Below are 19,048 nucleotides of genomic sequence, written 5' to 3' on the forward strand. Positions count from 1 at the left end.
GGCGAAGTTGCCACAATGTGGTCCGCCCGACGTCGATCGACACGAGGAACAGATGAGCCCCGCAAACGAAAACCGTAAGTCCAAAGCAGAAAGAACAGCGGAAGCACGCGAGAAGGCCCGCGCCATCCGCGAGGCCCAGCTGAAGAAGGACAAACGAAACAAGATGCTCATCGGGTGGGGCATCGTCATCGCCGTCGTGGCGATCCTGACGGTCATCGCCCTTGTGGTGGTCAACAACCTCCAGAAGAGCGCTCCGATCGCGGACCAGGGGCCCGTCCCGGCCAGCGCCAACATCAATGGCGGAGTCACCCTGCTGGCTAACGACGAAGTAGCCCCCACGGACCCGGCCACCATCGACATGGCCAGCCTCCCGGCGAAGCCGGCTACCCAGCCTTCGCCTGTGGTGGCACCGGGAGCGGAGGCCGTAGAAGGCCAGCCCGTGAAGGTTGTTGCCTACATCGACTTCATCTGCCCCGCCTGCCTGCAGTTTGAGAATAACAACAGCGAACTGCTCAAGGGGCTGCGCAACGACGGCAAGATCGCCATGGAATACCGCCCCCTGGGCTTCCTTGATACCCGGTCCACCACCAACTACTCCTCCCGTTCGGCCAACGCCGCAGCTTGCATCGCCGACACCGCACCTGACAAGTACTCCGAGTATGTTGACGTGCTGTTCGACAACCAGCCTTCTGAAGGTGGCGCCGGCCTGTCCGATGACAAGCTGAAGTCCCTGGCAAGCGAAATTGGCGTAGACATCAACAGCTGTGTTGAAGACAAGAAGTTCCGGCCGTACGTGAAGTACTCCACGGAACTGGCTGCGAACAGCGGCATCACCGGTACGCCCACAGTATTCATCGACGGACAGCAGTGGGATGGTACCAGCGACCTGGCTGCTGCTATTCAGGCAGCGGCTGACGCCAAGGCCTGATTCTTTTCGTAGCCCTGTGACCGCGGACCGCATGCTGTACCTCAGCAAGCGGCCCGCGGTTGTTTAACCAGGGCTGGATGATCCTGCCTGGCTGGGCCATCATGGGCGTATGGCTACCGAAGAGGACGTGCGCAGCATTTGCCTGGCACTGCCCGGCGTCACCGAACGGCCCAGCTGGAACATGCCGGCCTGGTTCACCAAGTCCCTGATGGCCCGGATGTGGGAAGACGGCGTGCTCACCGTGAAGACCGCCGAACGGGAGGCGCTCGCGGGGACGGACCCGGACACGTACTTCTGGACCCCGCACCACGACCGGTCCCCGCAGCTTGTGCTGGTCAAGCTGGCCAACGTGGACCGGGACGAGCTGGACGAGTTGCTGCAGGAGTCCTACCGGATTGCCGGCGGCACCGGGCGCTGATTTTTTTGTTCTCAGCCCCGGTGAGCTAACCTTATCTAGCGCCGTTTCGGTGCAGCCCGATTGCGGGCATGCCTCCTTAGCTCAGTTGGCCAGAGCACCGCTCTTGTAAAGCGGGGGTCGTCGGTTCGAATCCGACAGGAGGCTCCAGAAGAAGTAGTCCCCTAACGGGGTGCCCATGGTTGATGCCGTTCGAAACGGGTACAACTAAGTCATGACAACCTCGCTGGTGCTGGGACCAATCATGCGGTACGTGGATGAGAACTCAGCCAGCATCTGGGTAGAGACGCGAGACACTGCCCGGGTCTTGGTCCGCGCCGGTGACAGGGAGTGGGCAGCCCGTTCCTTCGCTGTACACGGCCACCATTACGCGCTGGTGGAGGCGGACGGGCTACAGCCCGGAACGGTCCTTCCCTACACCGTGGAAATTGACGGGGAGCAGTGTTGGCCCGAGCGTGACTCCGATTTTCCGCCACCCGTCATTGCGACGCTGGAATCCGGCAAGGCACTGCGTATGGCCTACGGCTCCTGCCGGACCAGTGTCCCGCACGATGCGTCCGGCAACCAGACGCACGGCGTCGACGCGCTTCGGGCCTACGCGCTGGCGATGGCCTCAGGCGGAGGTCCCGCCCGGCCTGACTTGGTGGTCTTCCTGGGGGACCAAGTGTACGCGGACTCCACCAGCGATCAGATGCAGGAGTTTATCCGTGCCCGCCGGGACATCGATGCCCTGCCCGGCGAGGAGCTCAAGGATTACGAGGAGTACTCACACCTCTATGAACTCGCCTGGTCTGACCCGGCAAACAGATGGCTGCTGTCCACGCTGCCCAGCGCAATGATTTTCGACGACCATGACATCCGGGACGACTGGAATGCCTCATTAAGTTGGAGAAGGGAGATGGAAGCCACCTCATGGTGGCATGAACGGATCGTCTCCGGGTTGTCCTCCTATTGGGTGTACCAGCACCTTGGCAACCTTTCGCCGTACGAACGGCTCAGGGACCCCCTTTGGCAACAGGTCACCGGGCATGCGGGCGAGGCTGAGCTTGACCTAAGTGCGGAAATGGACAGTTTCGCGGAACGTGCGGACGAAGACCCGCCATCCTACCGGTGGAGCTTCTGCCGGGACTTCGGGGACACAAGGCTGATCGTGATCGATTCCCGCGCCGCCCGGAACCTGGAACCGGACCACCGCGCCCTCCTCGATGACGAGGAAATGGACTGGCTTGACGGCCAGATGCGCGGTGGCTTCCGTCACGTGTTGATTGCCACGTCGCTGCCATTCCTGCTGCCTATGGGCCTGCACCACATCGAATCCTGGAATGAGGCCGTCTCCGAAGGCGCGTGGGGCAAGCTTGCCGCCCGCGCCGGAGAGAAGCTGCGCCGGACGGTTGACCTGGAACACTGGGGCGCCTTCCAAAGCAGCTTCCAAAAGATGGCCTCCATGGCCGCCGAGGTCGCTGACGGTAAGCGCGGCCCGGCACCGGACACCATCACCTTCCTGTCCGGGGACGTGCACTTCTCCTACGTCGCGGAGGTGGACCGAAGCGGGGGCAGCCGCATTGTGCAGGCGGTCTGCTCTCCGATCCGTAACCCCCTTCCGCGGGTTATGAGGTACTTCGGGGCTGTGATGGCCTACGGTCTGGCTGCGCCTGTAGGCGCCGTTGTGGCCCGCTTGGCCCGGGTTCCGAATCCGCCGTTCCGCTGGACACGGGTTACTGGACCATGGTTCAACAACAACCTTGCCAGCCTCGAGGTGACTCCGGACGGGCTCAAGCTCTGGTGGGAAACGGGCGTTGTGGACGATGACGACGGGTTACACCCTCGGCTCGAGCGGGTGGCGGACCTCACCGTAGCTCCTCACAGGCCGTAGCGGCCCCACCGTGCAGCGCCTATCACCGAGGGTGTTGCCTCCTGGTTCGTGGAGGATGGTTGCCTCAACGCAGCCGCCCGCCGTCGTGCCGTTAACACGCCTTTGACATTCCTGAAATGGTTCCCGAATGTGGGCCGGATACCTTGGCCGGATGAACGGGACATTCCTCGGCAGGACCGGCCGCCGCATCGCTTCCTGGATTGAAGCGGCTTACGTTGAAAACTGCGTGGACCGCACGCTGGACGGTGTGCTGGAGGCGAGTCGTTGGGGCTGGCTGCCGGCCCTGAGCGGAGTAGCGGTGGCAGCAGACGGTGCCGCGGCCGCACATTCGGATGCGGACAGCATGCCCGAGGGGCCTGCCTGAACCGGGATTGACGGGGTCGACAGGAAGGTGGGAAGCCCCGGCCGGGCGCCCAGCGGCGGTAGAAAACTGTAGTGTTGAACACACTTTTCTTTACATGCCTGCAGTATGGCCTAAACTGCTTCACTGAGGTGCCTGAAATGGCGCTGTGCAGCAACGAAAGTGAACACGCAATGGCTACCGATTACGACGCCCCACGCAAGACCGAAGAAGAATCTCCCGCCGAATCGCTGGAGGCCCTTCAGGCGTCCCGCAGCGGTAGCGCCCAGACTGCTGTCATCGACCTCGACGAGAACGACACCGCTGAGGGCATCGACCTTCCCGGAGCCGATCTCTCCGGCGAAGAACTGACGGTTACCGTTGTTCCCGAACAGTCGGATGAGTTCACCTGCTCCTCTTGTTTCCTGGTCCGTCACCGGTCCCAGGTGGCCAAGGAAAAGAACGGCCTGAAGTACTGCTACGACTGCGAAGGCTAAAGACTTCCGAACGGCTGCCACCACGGCACGCAGGGCACCGGACACCACCAGGTGAGCGGTGCCTTTGCCATTTCCGGCGCCTTTCTGGGCTGCCCTGGACACAACGGTGCCCTGTCCGGATGATCTCCGGCAGGGCACCATTCTTTGTCTCTGGACGTTTACTTGCCTACTCCGGAACCACCAGCGCCGGGGTATCGCGGCGGATGGTCTCGCCACGGAAGAAGCCCGGGCGGAGGCGCGCCATGACCAACATGAAGACGGCGCCCATGACCAGGATCCCCACGCCGAGGACAAACACAAGACCGATACCGAAGACTTCAGAGCCACTGCCGAACTCGGGGGCCAGGCTGTCGATGGCGGTCTGGATGAACACGACAAACAGGCCAACGCCGCCCAGCACCGGGCACAGCAGCCGGAGCACAAAGTTGCGGAAGCTGCTGAAGACGCTGTTACGGAAGTACCAGGCGCAGGCAATGGCCGTGAGGCCGTAGTAGAAACAGATCATCAGGCCCAATGCCAGGATGGTGTCGTTCAGGACGTTCTCGCTAATGATGTGCATGACCGCGTAGAACCCCGAGGACAGGACACCGGCAGCAATAATGGCCGCACGCGGCGTCGAATACTTGCTCAGCTTGCTCAGCGGCTTAGGCAGGGCACCGTAGTGGGACATGGCCAGCAGGCTCCTGGACGGCGACATAAACGTGGACTGCAGCGAAGCAGCGGAGCTGGACAGGACGGCAAGGGACATCAGGATGGCGAAGGGTCCCATGATGGGCGATGCCAGGGACGTGAAGATGTTCTCCTGGTTGTCCGGGTTGCTCAGCCCGTTCCCGGTATCGCCGATGCCAGCGAACATCATGGTGGCGATGCTGACCAGAAGGTAGATGCCCAGGACGATCACGGCAGTCAGGGTGCCCGCCAGGCCGGCGGTCCGCTTGCCGTTGGTGGTTTCCTCGTTCACCGTCAGGCATACATCCCAGCCCCAGTAGACAAAGATGGACAGCGAGATGCCGGCCGCAATCTGGCCGAAGGTCTCGATTTTAGTGACATCGAACCATGCCCAGCTGAAAGGAATGGCCGTTTCCGAGGTGGACCAGTTGGCGAAGGCCATGGCCACGAACAGGCCCAGGACCACGAGCTGGAATCCCACCAGCCCGTACTGCACCAGCTTGGTGGTGCGCATGCCGCGGTAGCTGACCCATATTGCCAGAGCCACGAAAACGAAGCAGGTCAGCACATTCAAGGGCTTGTTGGCGGCCAGTTCGGCCAGCTCCGGTGAACCCGTGAGCTGCGAAAGAAAGAGATAGAAGAAGTCGACAGCAACAGCCGCGAGGTTGGAAAGCACGATGATGTTTGCCGCTAGGAGTCCCCAGCCGCCCATCCAGCCCACCCAGGGTCCGAACGCCTTAGTGACCCAGGTGAAGGTGGTGCCGCTGTCCGGTGAGTCGGCGTTGAGCTCCCGGTAGGCGAGTGAGACCAGGATCATCGGGATAAAGCCGATCAGGAAGATGACAGGCAGCTGGAGCCCTGCCTCATTGATCGTGGGGCCAAGGGCGCTGGTCAGCGTGTAGGCCGGGGCAATGGTGGAAATACCGAGGACGACGACGGCGAGGAGCCCCAACTGCCCGCCCTTGAGTCCCTTCGGGCTGATGCCGTGTGCAGAGCTTCCGGGGGCATTGCGGGATGCGCCGGAGCGGCTGTCATCGCTGTTACGGATAGTTTGGGTCATGTCCGTGCTTTCTAGGAGGCAGCGGGCTGCTGTTGGGTAATGCAGTGGATACCGCCGCCACGGGCAAAAAGCTCCCGTGCATCAATATTGACAATACGGCGGCCGGGGTAGGCCTCGGCAAGGATCTGGAGGGCCTTGTCATCATGGGGGTCATTGAAGCTGCAGGCGATCACGCCGCCGTTGACCACCACGTGGTTGATGTAGCTGTAGTCCACGAACCCTTCGTCATCGCGAAGCGTCTCGGGAGCAGGGACCTCCACGATCTTCCACTCGCGGCCGGCGGCGTCCCGTGTAGTGCGGAGGTAGTCGATGATGTCGCGGCAGACGTCATAGTCGGGATGGGCCGGGTTCTGCTGTGAATGGACCAGCAGGGTTCCAGGGGATGGAATAGCGGCCACGATATCCACATGGCCGCGGGTACCGAAGCGTTCCGAATCCCGGGTCAGGCCGCGGGGGAGCCACACTACGTGCGTAGCTCCCAGGGTTCGTGCCAGTTCTTTTTCCACGTCAGCCTTGCTCAAGCCTGGATTACGGTCCGGATCCAGCTGTACGGTTTCGGTCACCAGGATGGTTCCCAGCCCGTCGGCCTGGATCCCGCCGCCTTCATTGACCAGCGGTGACGGGACATGGTGTGCCCCGGACTGGCGGGTTACCTCGGCTGCGATCGCGGCGTCCTTGTCCCAGCTTGCCCAGTCCTGCCCGCCCCAGCCGTTGAACACCCAGTCGACGGCGCCGCGCCGTCCCAGGCCGTCAAGCACAAAAGTGGGGCCGATGTCCCGCATCCAGGCATCGTTAAGCGGGGCATAAAGTACCTCGACGTCAGGGTGCAGATAGCGCGCGGCGGTATCGACGTCGTCGGGGTCCACCACCATGGTGACGGGTTCAAATTCGACGGCGGCGTTCGCCACCGCTGCCCAGGTGGAGCGCGCTGCATGGGCGGCTTCCTCGGTGTCACCCAGGGTGTATCCGCCGGTGGGGAAAGCCATCCACAGGCGCTCCTGGGGCGCGGTTTCAGCAGGCATGCGCCAGCTCATGACGCCGCCTCCATGTCTTCCAGTGCCAATGCTTCGCCGCCGAGGGGCTGATCCCGGCGAACGGGATCGGTGAGCCGCGCGTAGGTGTCCGGGCGGCGGGTGGCCAGGAAGGGGAAGAGCGTCAGCCAGTCGCGGCGCTGGTCCAGGTCAAGATCGGCGACGAGTACCGCGGATTCGTCGCGGGGAGCCTGGACCAGGATCCGGCCGTAGGGATCGGAGATGAAGGACGAGCCGTAGAAGTTCAGCGTCCCTTCATGGCCCCACCGGTTGGGCGCGACCATAAAAAGCCCATTGGCGATCCCGTTGCCCACGATCACCTGCTGCCAGAGCGGCTGGGTGTCGAAGTCCGGGTGGTCCGGCTCGGAACCGATGGCCGTGGGGTAGACCAGGATCTCGGCACCGCCCAGTGAGTACAGCCTGGCGACCTCGGGGAACCACTCGTCCCAGCAGGTGGGCATGCCCAGTCGCGCTCCGCCGAGTTCGGCCGGGGCATGGACTTCATAGGCGTCCTGGGCTGCGGGGCCCTGGCGGAAGAACTTGTCCTCGTAGTAGCCGGCGGTGACGGGGATATGCAGCTTGTGGGTGCGGGCCACGAGCTCGCCTTGCGGGGAGACCAGGATGGCTGTGTTCAGGCCCAGTCCGTCATCGGAGCCGTCCGGGTTCTCCGCCTTTTGATAGAGCGAGGCATGGACGGAAACGCCGTAGCGCCGCGCGGCCCGTGCCGCGAAGGTGAAGGTGGGTCCGGTCAGGAGGTCCTCTGCAAGGTCCGATGGCCTGGGCCTGTTTTTTGCGCCGGAGGTGGTGTCGTTCTCCGGCCGGGTGTCTGCCGGATAACGGGAGAGCGTGAGCTCGGGCAGGAACACCACGCTGGCCCCCGATCGGGCTGCACGTTCGATGCCCTCGTTGAGTTCGGCATGCAACACCGCGGTGTCCGGGTGCCAGCGGTGCTGCACCACGCCCACCCGAAGGGCGGGGCGGGCGGACGCCGTTGTCCGGGCCAGGGAGGCGGGGGCATCGAGGCAGGAAATTTCAATCATGTGGCTACTCCAGTGAGACGACTGTCACTAAATGAATGACGTTCATTTAGTATGGAGGGTCACAGGCCGCGGTGCAAGGGGTTAAATGAATCGCGTTCTTTTATGTCGTCCGCGAAGTCAACTTAGTAAGCTCACTGAGAAATTTTCCCAGTGCCCGGCGACCCGGTTGAGCAGTGCTGATAGCGTCAGGATTACGGACCAATCGAGGAGGATTTCATGAAAGCTTCACCGACACTGACCAACAACATGCAGGCCGTCCTGACGGACCTTATTGAGCTCCACCTCCAGGGCAAGCAGGCCCACTGGAACATTGTGGGAACCAACTTCCGCGATCTCCACCTGCAGCTCGACGAGATTGTGGAGGCAGCACGGCTCTTTGCCGACGATGTCGCCGAGCGTATGCGCGCCCTGCACGCCCTGCCGGATGGCCGCAGCGCCACGGTTTCGGGCTCCACCAACCTGCCCGCCTTTCCGGAAGGCCTGATCAACACCAAGGACGCCATCGAGCGGATCGTTGCTGCACTTGAGGCCGCAGTGGGAACCATGCGGAAGGTGCACGACGAGGTAGATGAGGAAGATCCCACCACGGCCGACCTCCTGCATGAGTTCATCAGCAAGCTGGAGCAGTTCGCCTGGATGATAAATGCCGAAACCATGAAGGCAACTGCCAGCGTGACGGCACCCGACAGCAAGTAGGGGCCTTGCCGGGCCCGCTTATGGTGCCCCGGCCGGCACACCTGTTGCGCCGAGTGGCGGGAAGATGCTGCTTAGATCCGAGCTAAGCGGCGTTATCCCGCCACTCGGTGCTTTTTTGTGGTCGGGCTAGCTTGCCTTTGGAACCCTTCGGAGTACGACGCCGGCAGTCAGCGCCGCCGCCGCCATCAGTCCCAGCCCAATCGCCGCCGTGATGTGCACCCCCGAGTCGAACGCCGTCCGGGCGGTGGTCAATACGGCCTCGGCCAAAGGTGCGGGCAGGGTATGGGCGAGTTCGACGGCGCCGGCCAGGGTTTCGCCGGCCAGGTGTGTTCCAGGGGCGGAACCCTGGCCCGCCACCTCCGCAGGCAGCTTCAGGTTGCGCTGGTAGGACGCCGTCAGGATCGAGCCCAGAACGGCGGTGCCCAGCAGCGAGCCCACTTCGTAGCCCGTTTCCGATACCGCCGCGGCAGCACCTGACTTGTTCGCCGGCACCGAGCCCAGAATCAGGTCGTTGGAAATAGTTTCCGCGGCCCCCACGCCCAGGGCCAGAACCAGCAGCGCTGCCAGCAGCAGTTCAGGGCCGCCGGCGTGGTTGCCAAAAGTCACCAGGGCATATCCGGTGGCACTGAGCAAGAGGCCGCCAGCCACCACCAGGCCGGGCCGGACCTTGCGCACCAGCGGAACCACCAACAAGCCGGCAATGACCGTGGCCAGCAGGGCCGGAATCATGGCCACTCCGGATTCGGACGGCGACATTCCTTCCAGAAGCTGCAGGTGCTGCGCCAGGAAGAGGATGAACCCGTTGAAGGAGAACAGGGCCAGGACGTTGGCCATAATCGCGGTGCTGAAGATGCTGTTCCCGAAGAGGGAGATGTCCAGCAGGGGTGAGGCGAGCCGCTTCTGCCGGCGGACAAACACCACCCCCATCACCAGTCCAAAAGTGATGATGGCAAGCGGTGCGGCGGAGAATCCCTCCGTGGCCAGCTCCTTGATTCCGTACACCACGGGGACCATCACCAGCATGGATAACAGGACGCTGGGCACATCAACGTTGCCGGGCTTGGGGTCCCGGGATTCGGGAATGACGGCGCGGCCAAAGATCAGCAGCGGCAGCATGATGGGCGCCGCGACCAGGAGGATGGCGCCCCACCAGAAATGCTCCACCAGCCAGCCGCCGAAAATCGGACCAAGCGCCGCGCCGCCGGAGAAGCCGGCGGCCCAAATGGCTATGGCCAGCCGACGGCGGTTGGGTTCGGGAAAGATGTTCCGGATCAGGGACAGTGTGGATGGCATCAGCATGGCGCCAAAGAAGCCCAGGGCTGCGCGGCCGGCAATCAGAAAGCCGGCAGTCGGTGCGAATGCAGTGATGGCGGAGACGGCAGCGAAGCCGACGCTGCCGATCAGCAAAAGACGACGGCGGCCGATCCTGTCACCCAGGCTGCCCATCGCCACCAGCAGCCCGGCCAGAACCAGCGGGTAGGCGTCCACAATCCACAGCAGCTGAATGCCGCTGGTCTGCAGGGCGCGCGCGATTTCAGGCAGGGCGAAGGTCAGTGCTGTGTTATCCACCGCCACGAGCAGCACCGGGAACATCAGCAGGCCCAGTGCCAGCCAGTCACGCCACGGCGCGCGAGGTCCGGAAAGACGTATTTCCGCAGGCTTACTGGGGCCGGTGCGCGGCGAAACGGTGATGTCCGGGGTCGAGGTCATGCAATAACTGTACCGTCTGGACGGTACACTTAGGAAGTCGATGTCAGGAAACAGGCATGATTGGACCCATGGCCAGAAAACCCGTAGCCCGCGAAGCGGTGCTTGATGCCTTCGAAGCCCTCCTGATTGAAGTGGGCGAGAGAGCTGCCACCCTTGATGCCGTCGCTAAGCGGGCCGGTGTCTCCAAGGGTGGCTTGCTGTACCACTTCCCGAACAAGGAAGCCCTCATCGCCTCGCTCCTGGAGCGGCTGGACCAGTTGGCGGGGGAAGATGTGGCGGCCATGGCAGCGGCAGAAGAAGGCTCCGCGGCCTACTTCATCAAGTCCTCGCTCTGGTCCGACACCCCCTTGGACCGGGTATTCGTTGCCGTGACCCGGCTGGCCGAGGTGGCGCACCAGGAAACCCGGCGACGCTTTGCTGCCATCCAGGGGCGGTGGCTGGAGCTGCTGGCCGAGGATGTGGGGCCGGAAATGGCCAAAGCGGTGCGGTATATGGGGGACGGCCTGTACTTCAATGCCATGTGGGAAGGTGCCACGGATCCACAGCCCCCGGAAGGGAAAGCCTCGGGATCAGACCGTGCTGCCGATGTCGCGAGCCTCCTGGCCGCCGTCGAACGCCTCCGGGGCTAAAAGCACCATTTGCCCCAGCGTCGCCCACGTAGGAGAATGGATAAGTTACGGAGGCCACATTTGGCCACGGCAACAGTCCTGCCGTTAGGCAGCAACCCAACTTAATATGCCTTTGATCTGCGGCGGGAGAGTTCTGCCAACAGTACAAGCAGGCGCCGTAGGAGCAAATCCTCCCCAGGAATCTCTCAGGCCCATGTACCGCCGCGGCGAGGCAACTCTGGAAAGTAGCAGGCAGCACGCCCGCTCACCGACGGTGCAAGCGTTACCCGCCCAGCGGGGGACGCGGAAACTCTCAGGTCCAATACAGAGCGGGGAGGAACCCAATCGATGTGGCGCACCCTGCGCCGCCTGAGTTATGGAGTTCCTCGTGACCGTTATTCCAGCCTCTACCTCTTTTGTTGACCGGCACATCGGCGCCCGCCGTGACGGCGATGTCAGCACCATGCTGAAGGCAGTCGGCTTCGACTCCGTGGATGCCCTGGTGGACACCGCCGTTCCCAAGGACATCCGCCAGGACTCCGCACTGGAGCTGGGCTCCGCGCTCAGCGAGGTGGAGGTGCTGGCTGAACTCCGGAAACTCGCTTCGAAGAACAAAACTTCCGTCCAGATGATCGGCCAGGGCTACTACGACACCGTGACCCCGCCGGTGATCCGCCGCAACGTCCTTGAAGCCCCCGCCTGGTACACCGCTTACACCCCCTACCAGCCGGAGATTTCCCAGGGCCGCCTCGAGGCGCTGCTGAACTTCCAGACCATGGTGCAGGACCTGGTGGGCCTGCCGGTAGCCAACGCATCACTCCTGGATGAAGCCACGGCTGTTGCCGAAGCTGTGCTGATGATGCGGCGCGCAAATAAGAACAAAGACGCCAAGGATGGCAAGACCGTCCTGGACGCCGATTGCCTGCCGCAGACCATCGCGATCGTGAAGGGCCGTGCCGAGGCCCTCGGCTTTGAGGTAGAGGTCGCTGAGCTTTCCAATGGACTGCCCGACGGCGCCATCAACGGTGTGGTGCTCCAGCAGCCTGGTGTTTCTGGCCGGGTCTTTGACCACACCGCCGTGATTTCCGACGCCAAGGAACGCGGTGCACTGGTTACCGTGGCCGCCGACCTCCTGGCGCTGACGCTGATTACACCTCCCGGCGAGCAGGGCGCTGACATCGCCGTCGGCTCCGCCCAGCGCTTCGGCGTGCCGCTCTTCTACGGTGGTCCGCACGCCGCCTATATGGCAGTCCAGAAGGGCATGGAGCGTTCCATGCCCGGCCGCCTGGTGGGCGTCTCCAAGGACTCCGCCGGCATCCCCGCCTACCGCCTGGCCCTGCAGACCCGCGAGCAGCACATCCGCCGTGAGAAGGCCACGTCCAACATCTGTACGGCACAGGCCCTGCTGGCGATCGTTTCCTCCTTCTATGCCGTTTACCACGGCCCGGACGGCCTGAAAGCAATCGCGCAGCGGGTCCACGGCCATGCCCGCACCCTGGCCACTTCCCTCAGCGCCGCCGGATTCGCCGTGCAGCACAGCAGCTTCTTCGACACCGTGACCATCTCGGCACCGGGCAAGGCGGCGGGCTTTGTTGCCGCGGCCGAGGCCCGCGGGATCAACCTGCGCAGCATCGACGCGGACACGGTTGGGTTCTCCACCGATGAAACCACCACACCGGAAATTGTCGACGGCGTCCTGGCTGCCTTCGGCGCGGAGGCAGTGGAGGCAAGCAAATCCTTCTCCCTGGAGACCGCCGTCGAGCGTTCCTCCGAATACCTCCAGCACCCGGTGTTCAACACGCACCGCTCCGAAACGCAGATGCTGCGCTACATCCGCCGCCTCTCTGACCGGGACCTGGCACTGGACCGCACGATGATCCCGCTGGGCTCCTGCACCATGAAGCTGAATGCCACCGCTGAGATGGAAGCCATCTCCTGGCCGGAGTTCGCCTCCATCCACCCGTTCGCGCCGGATTCACAGACAGTGGGTTGGCGGGAACTGATCGCGGACCTCGAAGCCCAGCTCACCACCATCACCGGCTACGACCAGGTATCCATCCAGCCCAACGCCGGCTCCCAGGGCGAACTGGCCGGCTTGCTGGCAATCCGCGGCTACCACCTCTCCCGCGGTGACGAGCAGCGCAATATCTGCCTGATTCCTGCCTCGGCGCACGGTACTAACGCCGCGTCCGCCGTGCTGGCCGGCATGAAGGTGGTTGTGGTGGCCACTGCCGCGGACGGCACAATCGACCATGCGGACCTGTACGCCAAGATCGAGGCGAACAAGGACGCGCTGTCCTGCATCATGATTACCTACCCGTCCACCCACGGCGTCTACGACGCCGACGTCCGCGAAGTGTGCGACGCCATCCACGCGGCCGGTGGCCAGGTGTACATTGACGGCGCCAACCTCAATGCGCTGGTAGGCCTGGCCCAGCCGGGGATGTTCGGCGGCGACGTCTCCCACCTGAACCTGCACAAGACCTTCTGCATTCCGCATGGCGGCGGCGGACCTGGCGTGGGCCCGGTTGCCGCCAAGGCGCACCTGGCACCGTTCATGCCCGGTAACGCTGCAGATCCAGGCAACGGCGAGGCCGGCACGCCGATCTCCGCATCCAAGTATGGCTCCGCCGGTGTGCTGCCCATTTCCTGGGCGTACGTGAAGCTGATGGGCGGCGACGGCCTGACCGAAGCCACGAAGTCGGCACTGCTCGCTGCCAACTACATCGCGAACCGCCTCAACGATTCTTTCCCGGTGCTCTACACCGGTGAAGGCGGACTGGTGGCGCACGAGTGCATCCTGGACCTGCGCGAGCTGACAACCCGCACCGGCGTCACTGCCGAGGACGTGGCCAAGCGCCTGATCGACTACGGCTTCCACGCCCCCACGCTGGCCTTCCCGGTTGCCGGCACGCTGATGGTGGAGCCCACCGAGTCCGAGGACCTGGGCGAGATGGACCGTTTTATTGACGCGATGATCGCCATCCGCGCCGAGATCGAGCAAGTGGCCAACGGCGACTTTACCCTCCACGACAGCCCGCTCCGCAACGCCCCGCACACCGCGGCCGCCGCGATCAGCAGCAACTGGGAGCGCAGCTACCCGCGCGAGCAGGCAGTGTTCCCGCTGCCGACGCTGAAGCAGGACAAGTACTTCCCGCCGGTGGGCCGCATCGACGGCGCAGCCGGTGACCGGAACCTGATCTGCTCCTGCCCGCCCCTCTCCGAGTTCGAAAACTGATTCGCCCGGTGGTTGATCTTGTCGAAACCGGGGTTTCGACAAGCTCAACCACCGCCTGAAAGGATTCCCAATGACTGAGAATTACACCGCCCTTTACGAAGAGCACAGGAAACTTGGTGCCTCCTTCACGGACTTCGGTGGCTGGCAGATGCCCCTGAAGTACAGCTCCGAGCTGGCCGAACACCACGCTGTCCGCACATCCGCAGGCCTGTTCGATCTCTCCCACATGGGCGAGATCTGGGTCACCGGGCCGGAAGCCGCTGAGTACCTGGACTACGCCCTGGTGGGCAAGATTTCCGCCATGGCCGTGGGCAAGGCGAAGTACTCGCTGATCTGCAATGAGGACGGCGGCATCATCGACGACCTCATAACGTACAGGCGGCCGGCATCTTCCGAAGGAACCGACGTCTTTCTGGTGGTGCCCAACGCCGGCAACGCGAAGGTGGTGGCCGAGGCCCTGGCCAAGCGCGCCACCGGCTTCGACGTTGAGGTGCGGGACGCTTCCGCGGAAACCTCACTGATCGCCGTGCAGGGCCCTAAGGCAGAGGAGTTGCTGCTCCGTCTGGTACCTGCGGCCCGGCACAGCCTGGTCACCGGGCTGAAGTACTACGCCGCCGTCGAGGTGCCCTTCCTGGTGGCCGGCGCGGGCAAGGAACTCCTGCTGGCCCGCACCGGATACACCGGAGAGGACGGCTTCGAGATCTTCATCGACAATGATGACGCCGCCGCACTGTGGCAGGCCATCGTCGCCATTGCAGACGAAGGGGAGCTGACGCCGGCAGGCCTGGCCAGCCGCGATTCGCTGCGCCTGGAAGCCGGGATGCCGCTGTACGGCAATGAACTTTCCCTGCAGGGAGACCCGTTCTCCGCCGGTTTGGGTGGCGTTGTGGCACTGTCCAAGGAAGGCGACTTCGTGGGCAAGACGGCCCTGGCAGCCATGAAGGAAGCCGGCGCCGGGACCAGCAGCGGACGACGCCTGGTAGGGCTCAAGGGCCTGGGCCGCCGCGCAGGCCGGGCCCATTACCCCGTGTTGAAGGACGGCGAAACGGTAGGCGAAGTGACCTCCGGCCAGCCGTCGCCGACCCTGGGCTACCCCGTTGCCATGGCCTACGTGGATGTAGCGTTCACCGAACCCGGCACGGCACTGGATGTTGACCTCCGCGGCAAGGCAGAACCCTTCGAGGTCGTCGCCCTGCCGTTCTATAAGCGCGAAAAATAAAAAGCCGGTGGTTGAGCTTGTCGAAACCCCCGATCACCGACGAACAGAAGGAATCACCAACATGGCAACAGTCGCTCCTGAATTGCAGTACTCCGACGAACACGAATGGGTTGCCCGCGAGGGTGGCAATGTGGTCTCGGTGGGGATCTCCGCCGTCGCCACTGATGCGCTCGGTGACATCGTGTACGTTGAGCTGCCCGAGGTTGGCGCCACCGTGACCGCCGGGGAGACCTGCGGTGAGGTGGAATCCACCAAGTCGGTCTCAGACCTCTACGCCCCGGTTACCGGGGAGGTCACCGAAATAAACCCCGCCCTCGTGGATGATCCGGCTCTGATCAACAGTGATCCTTACGGTGCCGGCTGGCTGTTCAAGGTGGCTGCCGTTGCGGACGGCCCGCTCCTGACGGCCGAGGAATACACGTCCAAGTACGCGTAGCCCGCGGCATCTCCATTACTACCTCTATTAAGGAACCCGGCCATGGCTGTTGGCGTCTTTGACCTTTTTTCCATCGGGATCGGCCCGTCCAGCTCCCACACGGTGGGGCCGATGCGGGCTGCAGCGGTTTTCGCCGGTGAATTGACGGACTCAGCGCACCTTGGCCGGGTTGCTTCGCTGCGGGTGGACCTCTACGGCTCGCTCGCGGCCACCGGCCGGGGCCACGGCACCATGACCGCGGTGCTGCTGGGCCTGGAGGGGTTCCACCCGGAACTCATCCTGCCGGATGAGGTGGAATCCCGCCTGGCCGCCATCGCAGAGACCGGGACCCTGCAACTGGCCGGCAGTGTTGCACTGCCTTACGCCGTGGAGGACATGATCCTGCACCCCCTCACTGTGCTGCCCCGGCACACCAACGGGATGAAATTCGCAGTGATGGACGACGCCGGCACAGTCCTTCACGAGGCAACGTTCTTCTCGGTCGGCGGCGGCTTTATTGTCCGCGAAGGGGAAGAGGATGCTGCCTTGAAGGACCTGGACGAGTCGAAGAAGGAACTTCGGCTGCCCTTCCGCACCGCCGCGGAGCTGCTTGCCCACTGCGAGTCCAGGGGGCTGTCCATCGGGGAAATCATGATGGTCAACGAACGCGCAGGCAGCTCGGAGGAGGAGATCCGTGCGGGACTGCTGCACATCTACTCCGTGATGGAGAGCTGCGTGGACGTCAGCCTCAAGCGCGAGGGCCTGCTGCCCGGCGGACTGAAGGTCCGCCGTCGTGCCCCTGACTGGCACGAAAGGCTGCTCAAGGAAGACAAGGACCGCGATCCGAAGTACTGGCAGGAGTGGGTGAACCTGATCGCCTTGGCCGTCAATGAGGAAAATGCCTCCGGCGGCCGGGTTGTCACGGCGCCGACCAACGGCGCCGCCGGGATCATTCCCGCCGTCCTGTACTACGCGTTGCACTTTGCCCCGGGGATGGAGAACGCCAGCCAAGGGGACCGCGACGACGTAGTGGTCAAGTTCCTGCTCACAGCCGGCGCCATCGGAGTGCTGTACAAGGAACAGGCGTCCATTTCCGGCGCTGAAGTGGGCTGCCAGGGCGAGGTGGGATCGGCGTCGTCCATGGCCGCTGCGGGTCTCGCGGAGGTGATGGGCGGGTCACCCCAGCAGGTGGAAAACGCGGCAGAGATTGCCATGGAACACAACCTTGGACTGACGTGCGATCCGATCGGTGGATTGGTCCAGGTGCCGTGCATCGAACGCAATGCGATCGCGGCAGCCAAAGCCATCAACGCCGCCAAGATGGCACTCTGGGGCGATGGTTCGCACAGGGTGTCGCTGGACGAGGTAATCGTGACCATGCGGGAGACGGGCAGGGACATGAGCTCCAAGTACAAGGAGACCGCCATGGGCGGCCTGGCCGTCAATGTGGTGGCGTGCTGACCGGCGCTTTGCTGGCTCGTGTCAGTTGTTGATGGCGGCCCAGAGATTCAGGGTGGAGGCGTAGGCCACCCAGGCGAGGTACGGCAGAAGCATGATGCCAGCCGGCCTGCTGAGCGGGAAAGCCTGCCGGATCAGGATGATGAGGACCACGGCCAGAGCAGCGATGTCCAGGAAACCGATCCAGAGCGCCGGCGTGCCGAACACCGGGTAGAGGGCAAAAAACAGGGGAGTCCAGAGCAGGTTCAGGGCCAGCTGGAGCCAGTACAGCTTCAGGAACCTTCGCCCGGCGGGGCCTCCTTTGCGCCATATCAGCCAGGCGGCAACAGCCATGAGAATGTATAGGGCCGTCCACACCGGCCCGAAGACCCAGTTGGGCGGCGTCCACGGCGCTTTGCTGGCCGTGCTGTACCAGCCATCCACATTGCTGGTGGAGGCAAGGCCACCAAGCAGCGCCACGACGAATGAGGCGGCCAGAAATCCTGCCAGTACCAGTAGTTGGCGTCCGGTACCTTGGCGGGACTCCCGGTCGGCCTGCCCTAACGAGCTCTTTCCCCCATTTGGCGCCATGGTCCCAGCCTTGCCAATGCCGGCCGTGCAGTCAAGGCGGCCGTCAGCGGCACACGATCTGGATGGCTCTTGAAGGCACTGCCGGTCCCGTCCGGGAAATGGCTCTGGAGTTCAGGCTTTAGACTTAGGACTACATGCCTGTACGCCCCCGACCCACAGAACCGCTCACCAGAACTCTGAGATTGGACACGGCACCCTTGCGAGAATTTACCGCCCGATTCGCCACTGACGGGGAAATCGAGAACTGGGACAAGCACGTGGAGGCCAATCCCAACGGCGGCAACATGCTTCAGTCAGCTGCGTACGCCACGGTCAAGCACGGCAACGGCTGGACGGCGCGGTTCCTGGTCCTGGAAGGCGCCGGCACGCCCAGCTACAACCTGGTCCTGGAGAAGAAGTTCCCGGTGCTGGGACGGCTCTGGTACCTGATCAAGGGCCCGGACACCACTGATCCGGCCCACCTGGCCCCCATGCTGGACGCTGTGGCCGCATTCGTGCGTGCCAACAAGTTGAACGTCTTCGCCCTGAAGGTGGAGCCGGACATCGTAGCCACCCCGGAGAACCTGGCGGTACTGGCCAGCACTGCGCTGCTGAAAGTTCCAAACATCCAGTCCAACGACTCCACCGCCATCCTGGATATCAGCGCACCGGAGGAGGACGTTTTCAAAGCGATCTCCTCGCGCGCCCGCAACGCCGTGCGCCGCGCCGAGCGCGAGGGCTGCACGGTGGTCCAGGAGCAGCCGGGCCCGGAAACCTACCGCGCACTGTATGACCTTATGGCGGACACCGTGAGCGCCAAGGGCTCCATGCCGCTGCGCAGCTTCGATTACTACACCCGATTCTGGGACGAGTTCTGCAGCCGCGGCCAGGGCAACTTCTTCTTTGTTTACGAGGACGGCTTGCCCAGCGTGGGAGCCTTCGTCATCAACTACGGCTCCAAGGCAACCTACAAGGACGGCGGGTCCACGCAGAACCGCAAGCAGTACGGTGACTCCCACTTGGTGCAGTGGGCTGCGATCCGCCGCATGCAGGAGCTGGGCTGCACCGAATACGACTTCTGCGGCACGCCGCCGGCGGACCGGATCAAGGACAAAACCCACCCGCTGGCCGGCATGGGAATGTTCAAGACCAGCTTCACCAAGGTGGTCACCGACTTCGTGGGCTGCCACGATCTGGTGCTGGACCGCTTTCGCTACGCCCTCTGGGTCAAAGGCGGCGAGCGCGTGCTGCGCCGTCTCGAAACCGCGCGCACCGGCGCCCAGTTCTACTGACGATTCCCGC

General features: G+C 63.7%; 17 protein-coding genes, 1 tRNA gene and 1 riboswitch. Of the genes, 13 read left to right on the top strand and 5 right to left on the bottom strand.

Annotated elements, in window-relative coordinates; translation table 11 throughout:
* The first annotated feature begins 52 nt into the window (after positions 1 to 52).
* The 6 genes from ACWA13_RS04625 to ACWA13_RS04650 all read left to right on the top strand — a co-directional run bounded on the left by ACWA13_RS04625 (position 53) and on the right by ACWA13_RS04650 (position 4,053).
* A complete protein-coding gene (locus ACWA13_RS04625) occupies positions 53 to 928 on the top strand; it encodes a DsbA family protein (protein WP_463936986.1) in 876 nt (291 codons plus the stop codon).
* Between the two features lie 109 nt (positions 929 to 1,037).
* On the top strand, positions 1,038 to 1,346 hold the full coding sequence (locus tag ACWA13_RS04630) for an MmcQ/YjbR family DNA-binding protein (RefSeq protein ID WP_463936987.1): 309 nt from the start codon (positions 1,038 to 1,040) through the stop codon (positions 1,344 to 1,346).
* A 70-nt stretch (positions 1,347 to 1,416) separates the two neighbouring features.
* Positions 1,417 to 1,493: transfer RNA gene (locus ACWA13_RS04635), tRNA-Thr, on the top strand.
* Between the two features lie 64 nt (positions 1,494 to 1,557).
* On the top strand, positions 1,558 to 3,216 hold the full coding sequence (locus ACWA13_RS04640) for an alkaline phosphatase D family protein (protein WP_463936988.1): 1,659 nt from the start codon (positions 1,558 to 1,560) through the stop codon (positions 3,214 to 3,216).
* Between the two features lie 151 nt (positions 3,217 to 3,367).
* A complete protein-coding gene (locus ACWA13_RS04645) occupies positions 3,368 to 3,580 on the top strand; it encodes a hypothetical protein (RefSeq protein WP_463936989.1) in 213 nt (70 codons plus the stop codon).
* A 170-nt stretch (positions 3,581 to 3,750) separates the two neighbouring features.
* Positions 3,751 to 4,053, top strand: coding sequence for a DUF4193 domain-containing protein (locus tag ACWA13_RS04650; protein ID WP_463936990.1), 303 nt, complete (start codon positions 3,751 to 3,753; stop codon positions 4,051 to 4,053).
* Positions 4,054 to 4,219: 166 nt separating this feature from the next.
* On the opposite strand, the gene ACWA13_RS04655 is transcribed toward ACWA13_RS04650, so the two are convergent.
* Genes ACWA13_RS04655 through ACWA13_RS04665 form a run of 3 tightly spaced genes read right to left on the bottom strand, consistent with a single transcriptional unit; the run spans position 4,220 to position 7,853 of the window.
* The gene (locus ACWA13_RS04655) at positions 4,220 to 5,782 is read right to left on the bottom strand and encodes an APC family permease (protein ID WP_463936991.1); all 1,563 of its coding nucleotides are present in this window, start codon (positions 5,780 to 5,782) and stop codon (positions 4,220 to 4,222) included.
* Positions 5,783 to 5,793: 11 nt separating this feature from the next.
* Positions 5,794 to 6,816 carry an agmatine deiminase family protein gene (locus ACWA13_RS04660; RefSeq protein WP_463936992.1) on the bottom strand — a complete coding sequence of 341 codons (1,023 nt, stop codon included), beginning with the start codon at positions 6,814 to 6,816 and terminating at the stop codon, positions 5,794 to 5,796.
* Complete coding sequence (locus ACWA13_RS04665) at positions 6,813 to 7,853, bottom strand: nitrilase-related carbon-nitrogen hydrolase (protein WP_463936993.1); 1,041 nt, start codon at positions 7,851 to 7,853, stop codon at positions 6,813 to 6,815. The genes ACWA13_RS04660 and ACWA13_RS04665 overlap by 4 nt, the downstream gene beginning before the upstream one ends.
* 216 nt (positions 7,854 to 8,069) lie before the next feature.
* Here ACWA13_RS04665 and ACWA13_RS04670 point away from each other — a divergent pair, with 216 nt between their 5' ends.
* Complete coding sequence (locus ACWA13_RS04670) at positions 8,070 to 8,549, top strand: Dps family protein (protein ID WP_463936994.1); 480 nt, start codon at positions 8,070 to 8,072, stop codon at positions 8,547 to 8,549.
* Positions 8,550 to 8,675: 126 nt separating this feature from the next.
* Here ACWA13_RS04670 and ACWA13_RS04675 read toward each other — a convergent pair whose 3' ends face one another.
* Positions 8,676 to 10,259 (bottom strand): MFS transporter, encoded by a 1,584-nt coding sequence (locus ACWA13_RS04675; RefSeq protein WP_463936995.1) that lies wholly within the window; start codon positions 10,257 to 10,259, stop codon positions 8,676 to 8,678.
* A 68-nt stretch (positions 10,260 to 10,327) separates the two neighbouring features.
* On the opposite strand from ACWA13_RS04675, the gene ACWA13_RS04680 reads away from it, so the two are divergent.
* The 5 genes from ACWA13_RS04680 (at position 10,328) to ACWA13_RS04700 (ending at position 17,200) form a co-directional block, all read left to right on the top strand.
* Positions 10,328 to 10,888 (top strand): TetR/AcrR family transcriptional regulator, encoded by a 561-nt coding sequence (locus ACWA13_RS04680; protein WP_463937830.1) that lies wholly within the window; start codon positions 10,328 to 10,330, stop codon positions 10,886 to 10,888.
* 113 nt (positions 10,889 to 11,001) lie between these two features.
* A riboswitch (glycine riboswitch) is annotated at positions 11,002 to 11,099 on the top strand.
* Between the two features lie 144 nt (positions 11,100 to 11,243).
* Positions 11,244 to 14,105 carry an aminomethyl-transferring glycine dehydrogenase gene (gene gcvP / locus ACWA13_RS04685; protein WP_463936996.1) on the top strand — a complete coding sequence of 954 codons (2,862 nt, stop codon included), beginning with the start codon at positions 11,244 to 11,246 and terminating at the stop codon, positions 14,103 to 14,105.
* A 70-nt stretch (positions 14,106 to 14,175) separates the two neighbouring features.
* Positions 14,176 to 15,324: a glycine cleavage system aminomethyltransferase GcvT gene (gcvT, locus tag ACWA13_RS04690; RefSeq protein WP_463936997.1), complete on the top strand. Its 1,149-nt coding sequence runs from the start codon at positions 14,176 to 14,178 to the stop codon at positions 15,322 to 15,324.
* Between the two features lie 61 nt (positions 15,325 to 15,385).
* On the top strand, positions 15,386 to 15,760 hold the full coding sequence (gcvH, locus tag ACWA13_RS04695) for a glycine cleavage system protein GcvH (protein ID WP_463936998.1): 375 nt from the start codon (positions 15,386 to 15,388) through the stop codon (positions 15,758 to 15,760).
* Positions 15,761 to 15,802: 42 nt separating this feature from the next.
* On the top strand, positions 15,803 to 17,200 hold the full coding sequence (locus ACWA13_RS04700; RefSeq protein ID WP_463936999.1) for an L-serine ammonia-lyase: 1,398 nt from the start codon (positions 15,803 to 15,805) through the stop codon (positions 17,198 to 17,200).
* 21 nt (positions 17,201 to 17,221) lie between these two features.
* Here the strand turns inward: ACWA13_RS04700 and ACWA13_RS04705 are convergent, their stop codons facing one another.
* Positions 17,222 to 17,767, bottom strand: coding sequence for a TspO/MBR family protein (locus ACWA13_RS04705; RefSeq protein WP_463937000.1), 546 nt, complete (start codon positions 17,765 to 17,767; stop codon positions 17,222 to 17,224).
* Positions 17,768 to 17,964: 197 nt separating this feature from the next.
* Between ACWA13_RS04705 and ACWA13_RS04710 the strand changes: the two genes are divergently transcribed.
* The gene (locus ACWA13_RS04710) at positions 17,965 to 19,038 is read left to right on the top strand and encodes a lipid II:glycine glycyltransferase FemX (RefSeq protein WP_463937001.1); all 1,074 of its coding nucleotides are present in this window, start codon (positions 17,965 to 17,967) and stop codon (positions 19,036 to 19,038) included.
* Positions 19,039 to 19,048: the final 10 nt, after the last annotated feature.

It is taken from the genome of Pseudarthrobacter sp. TRD_SC_9, assembly GCF_055361265.1.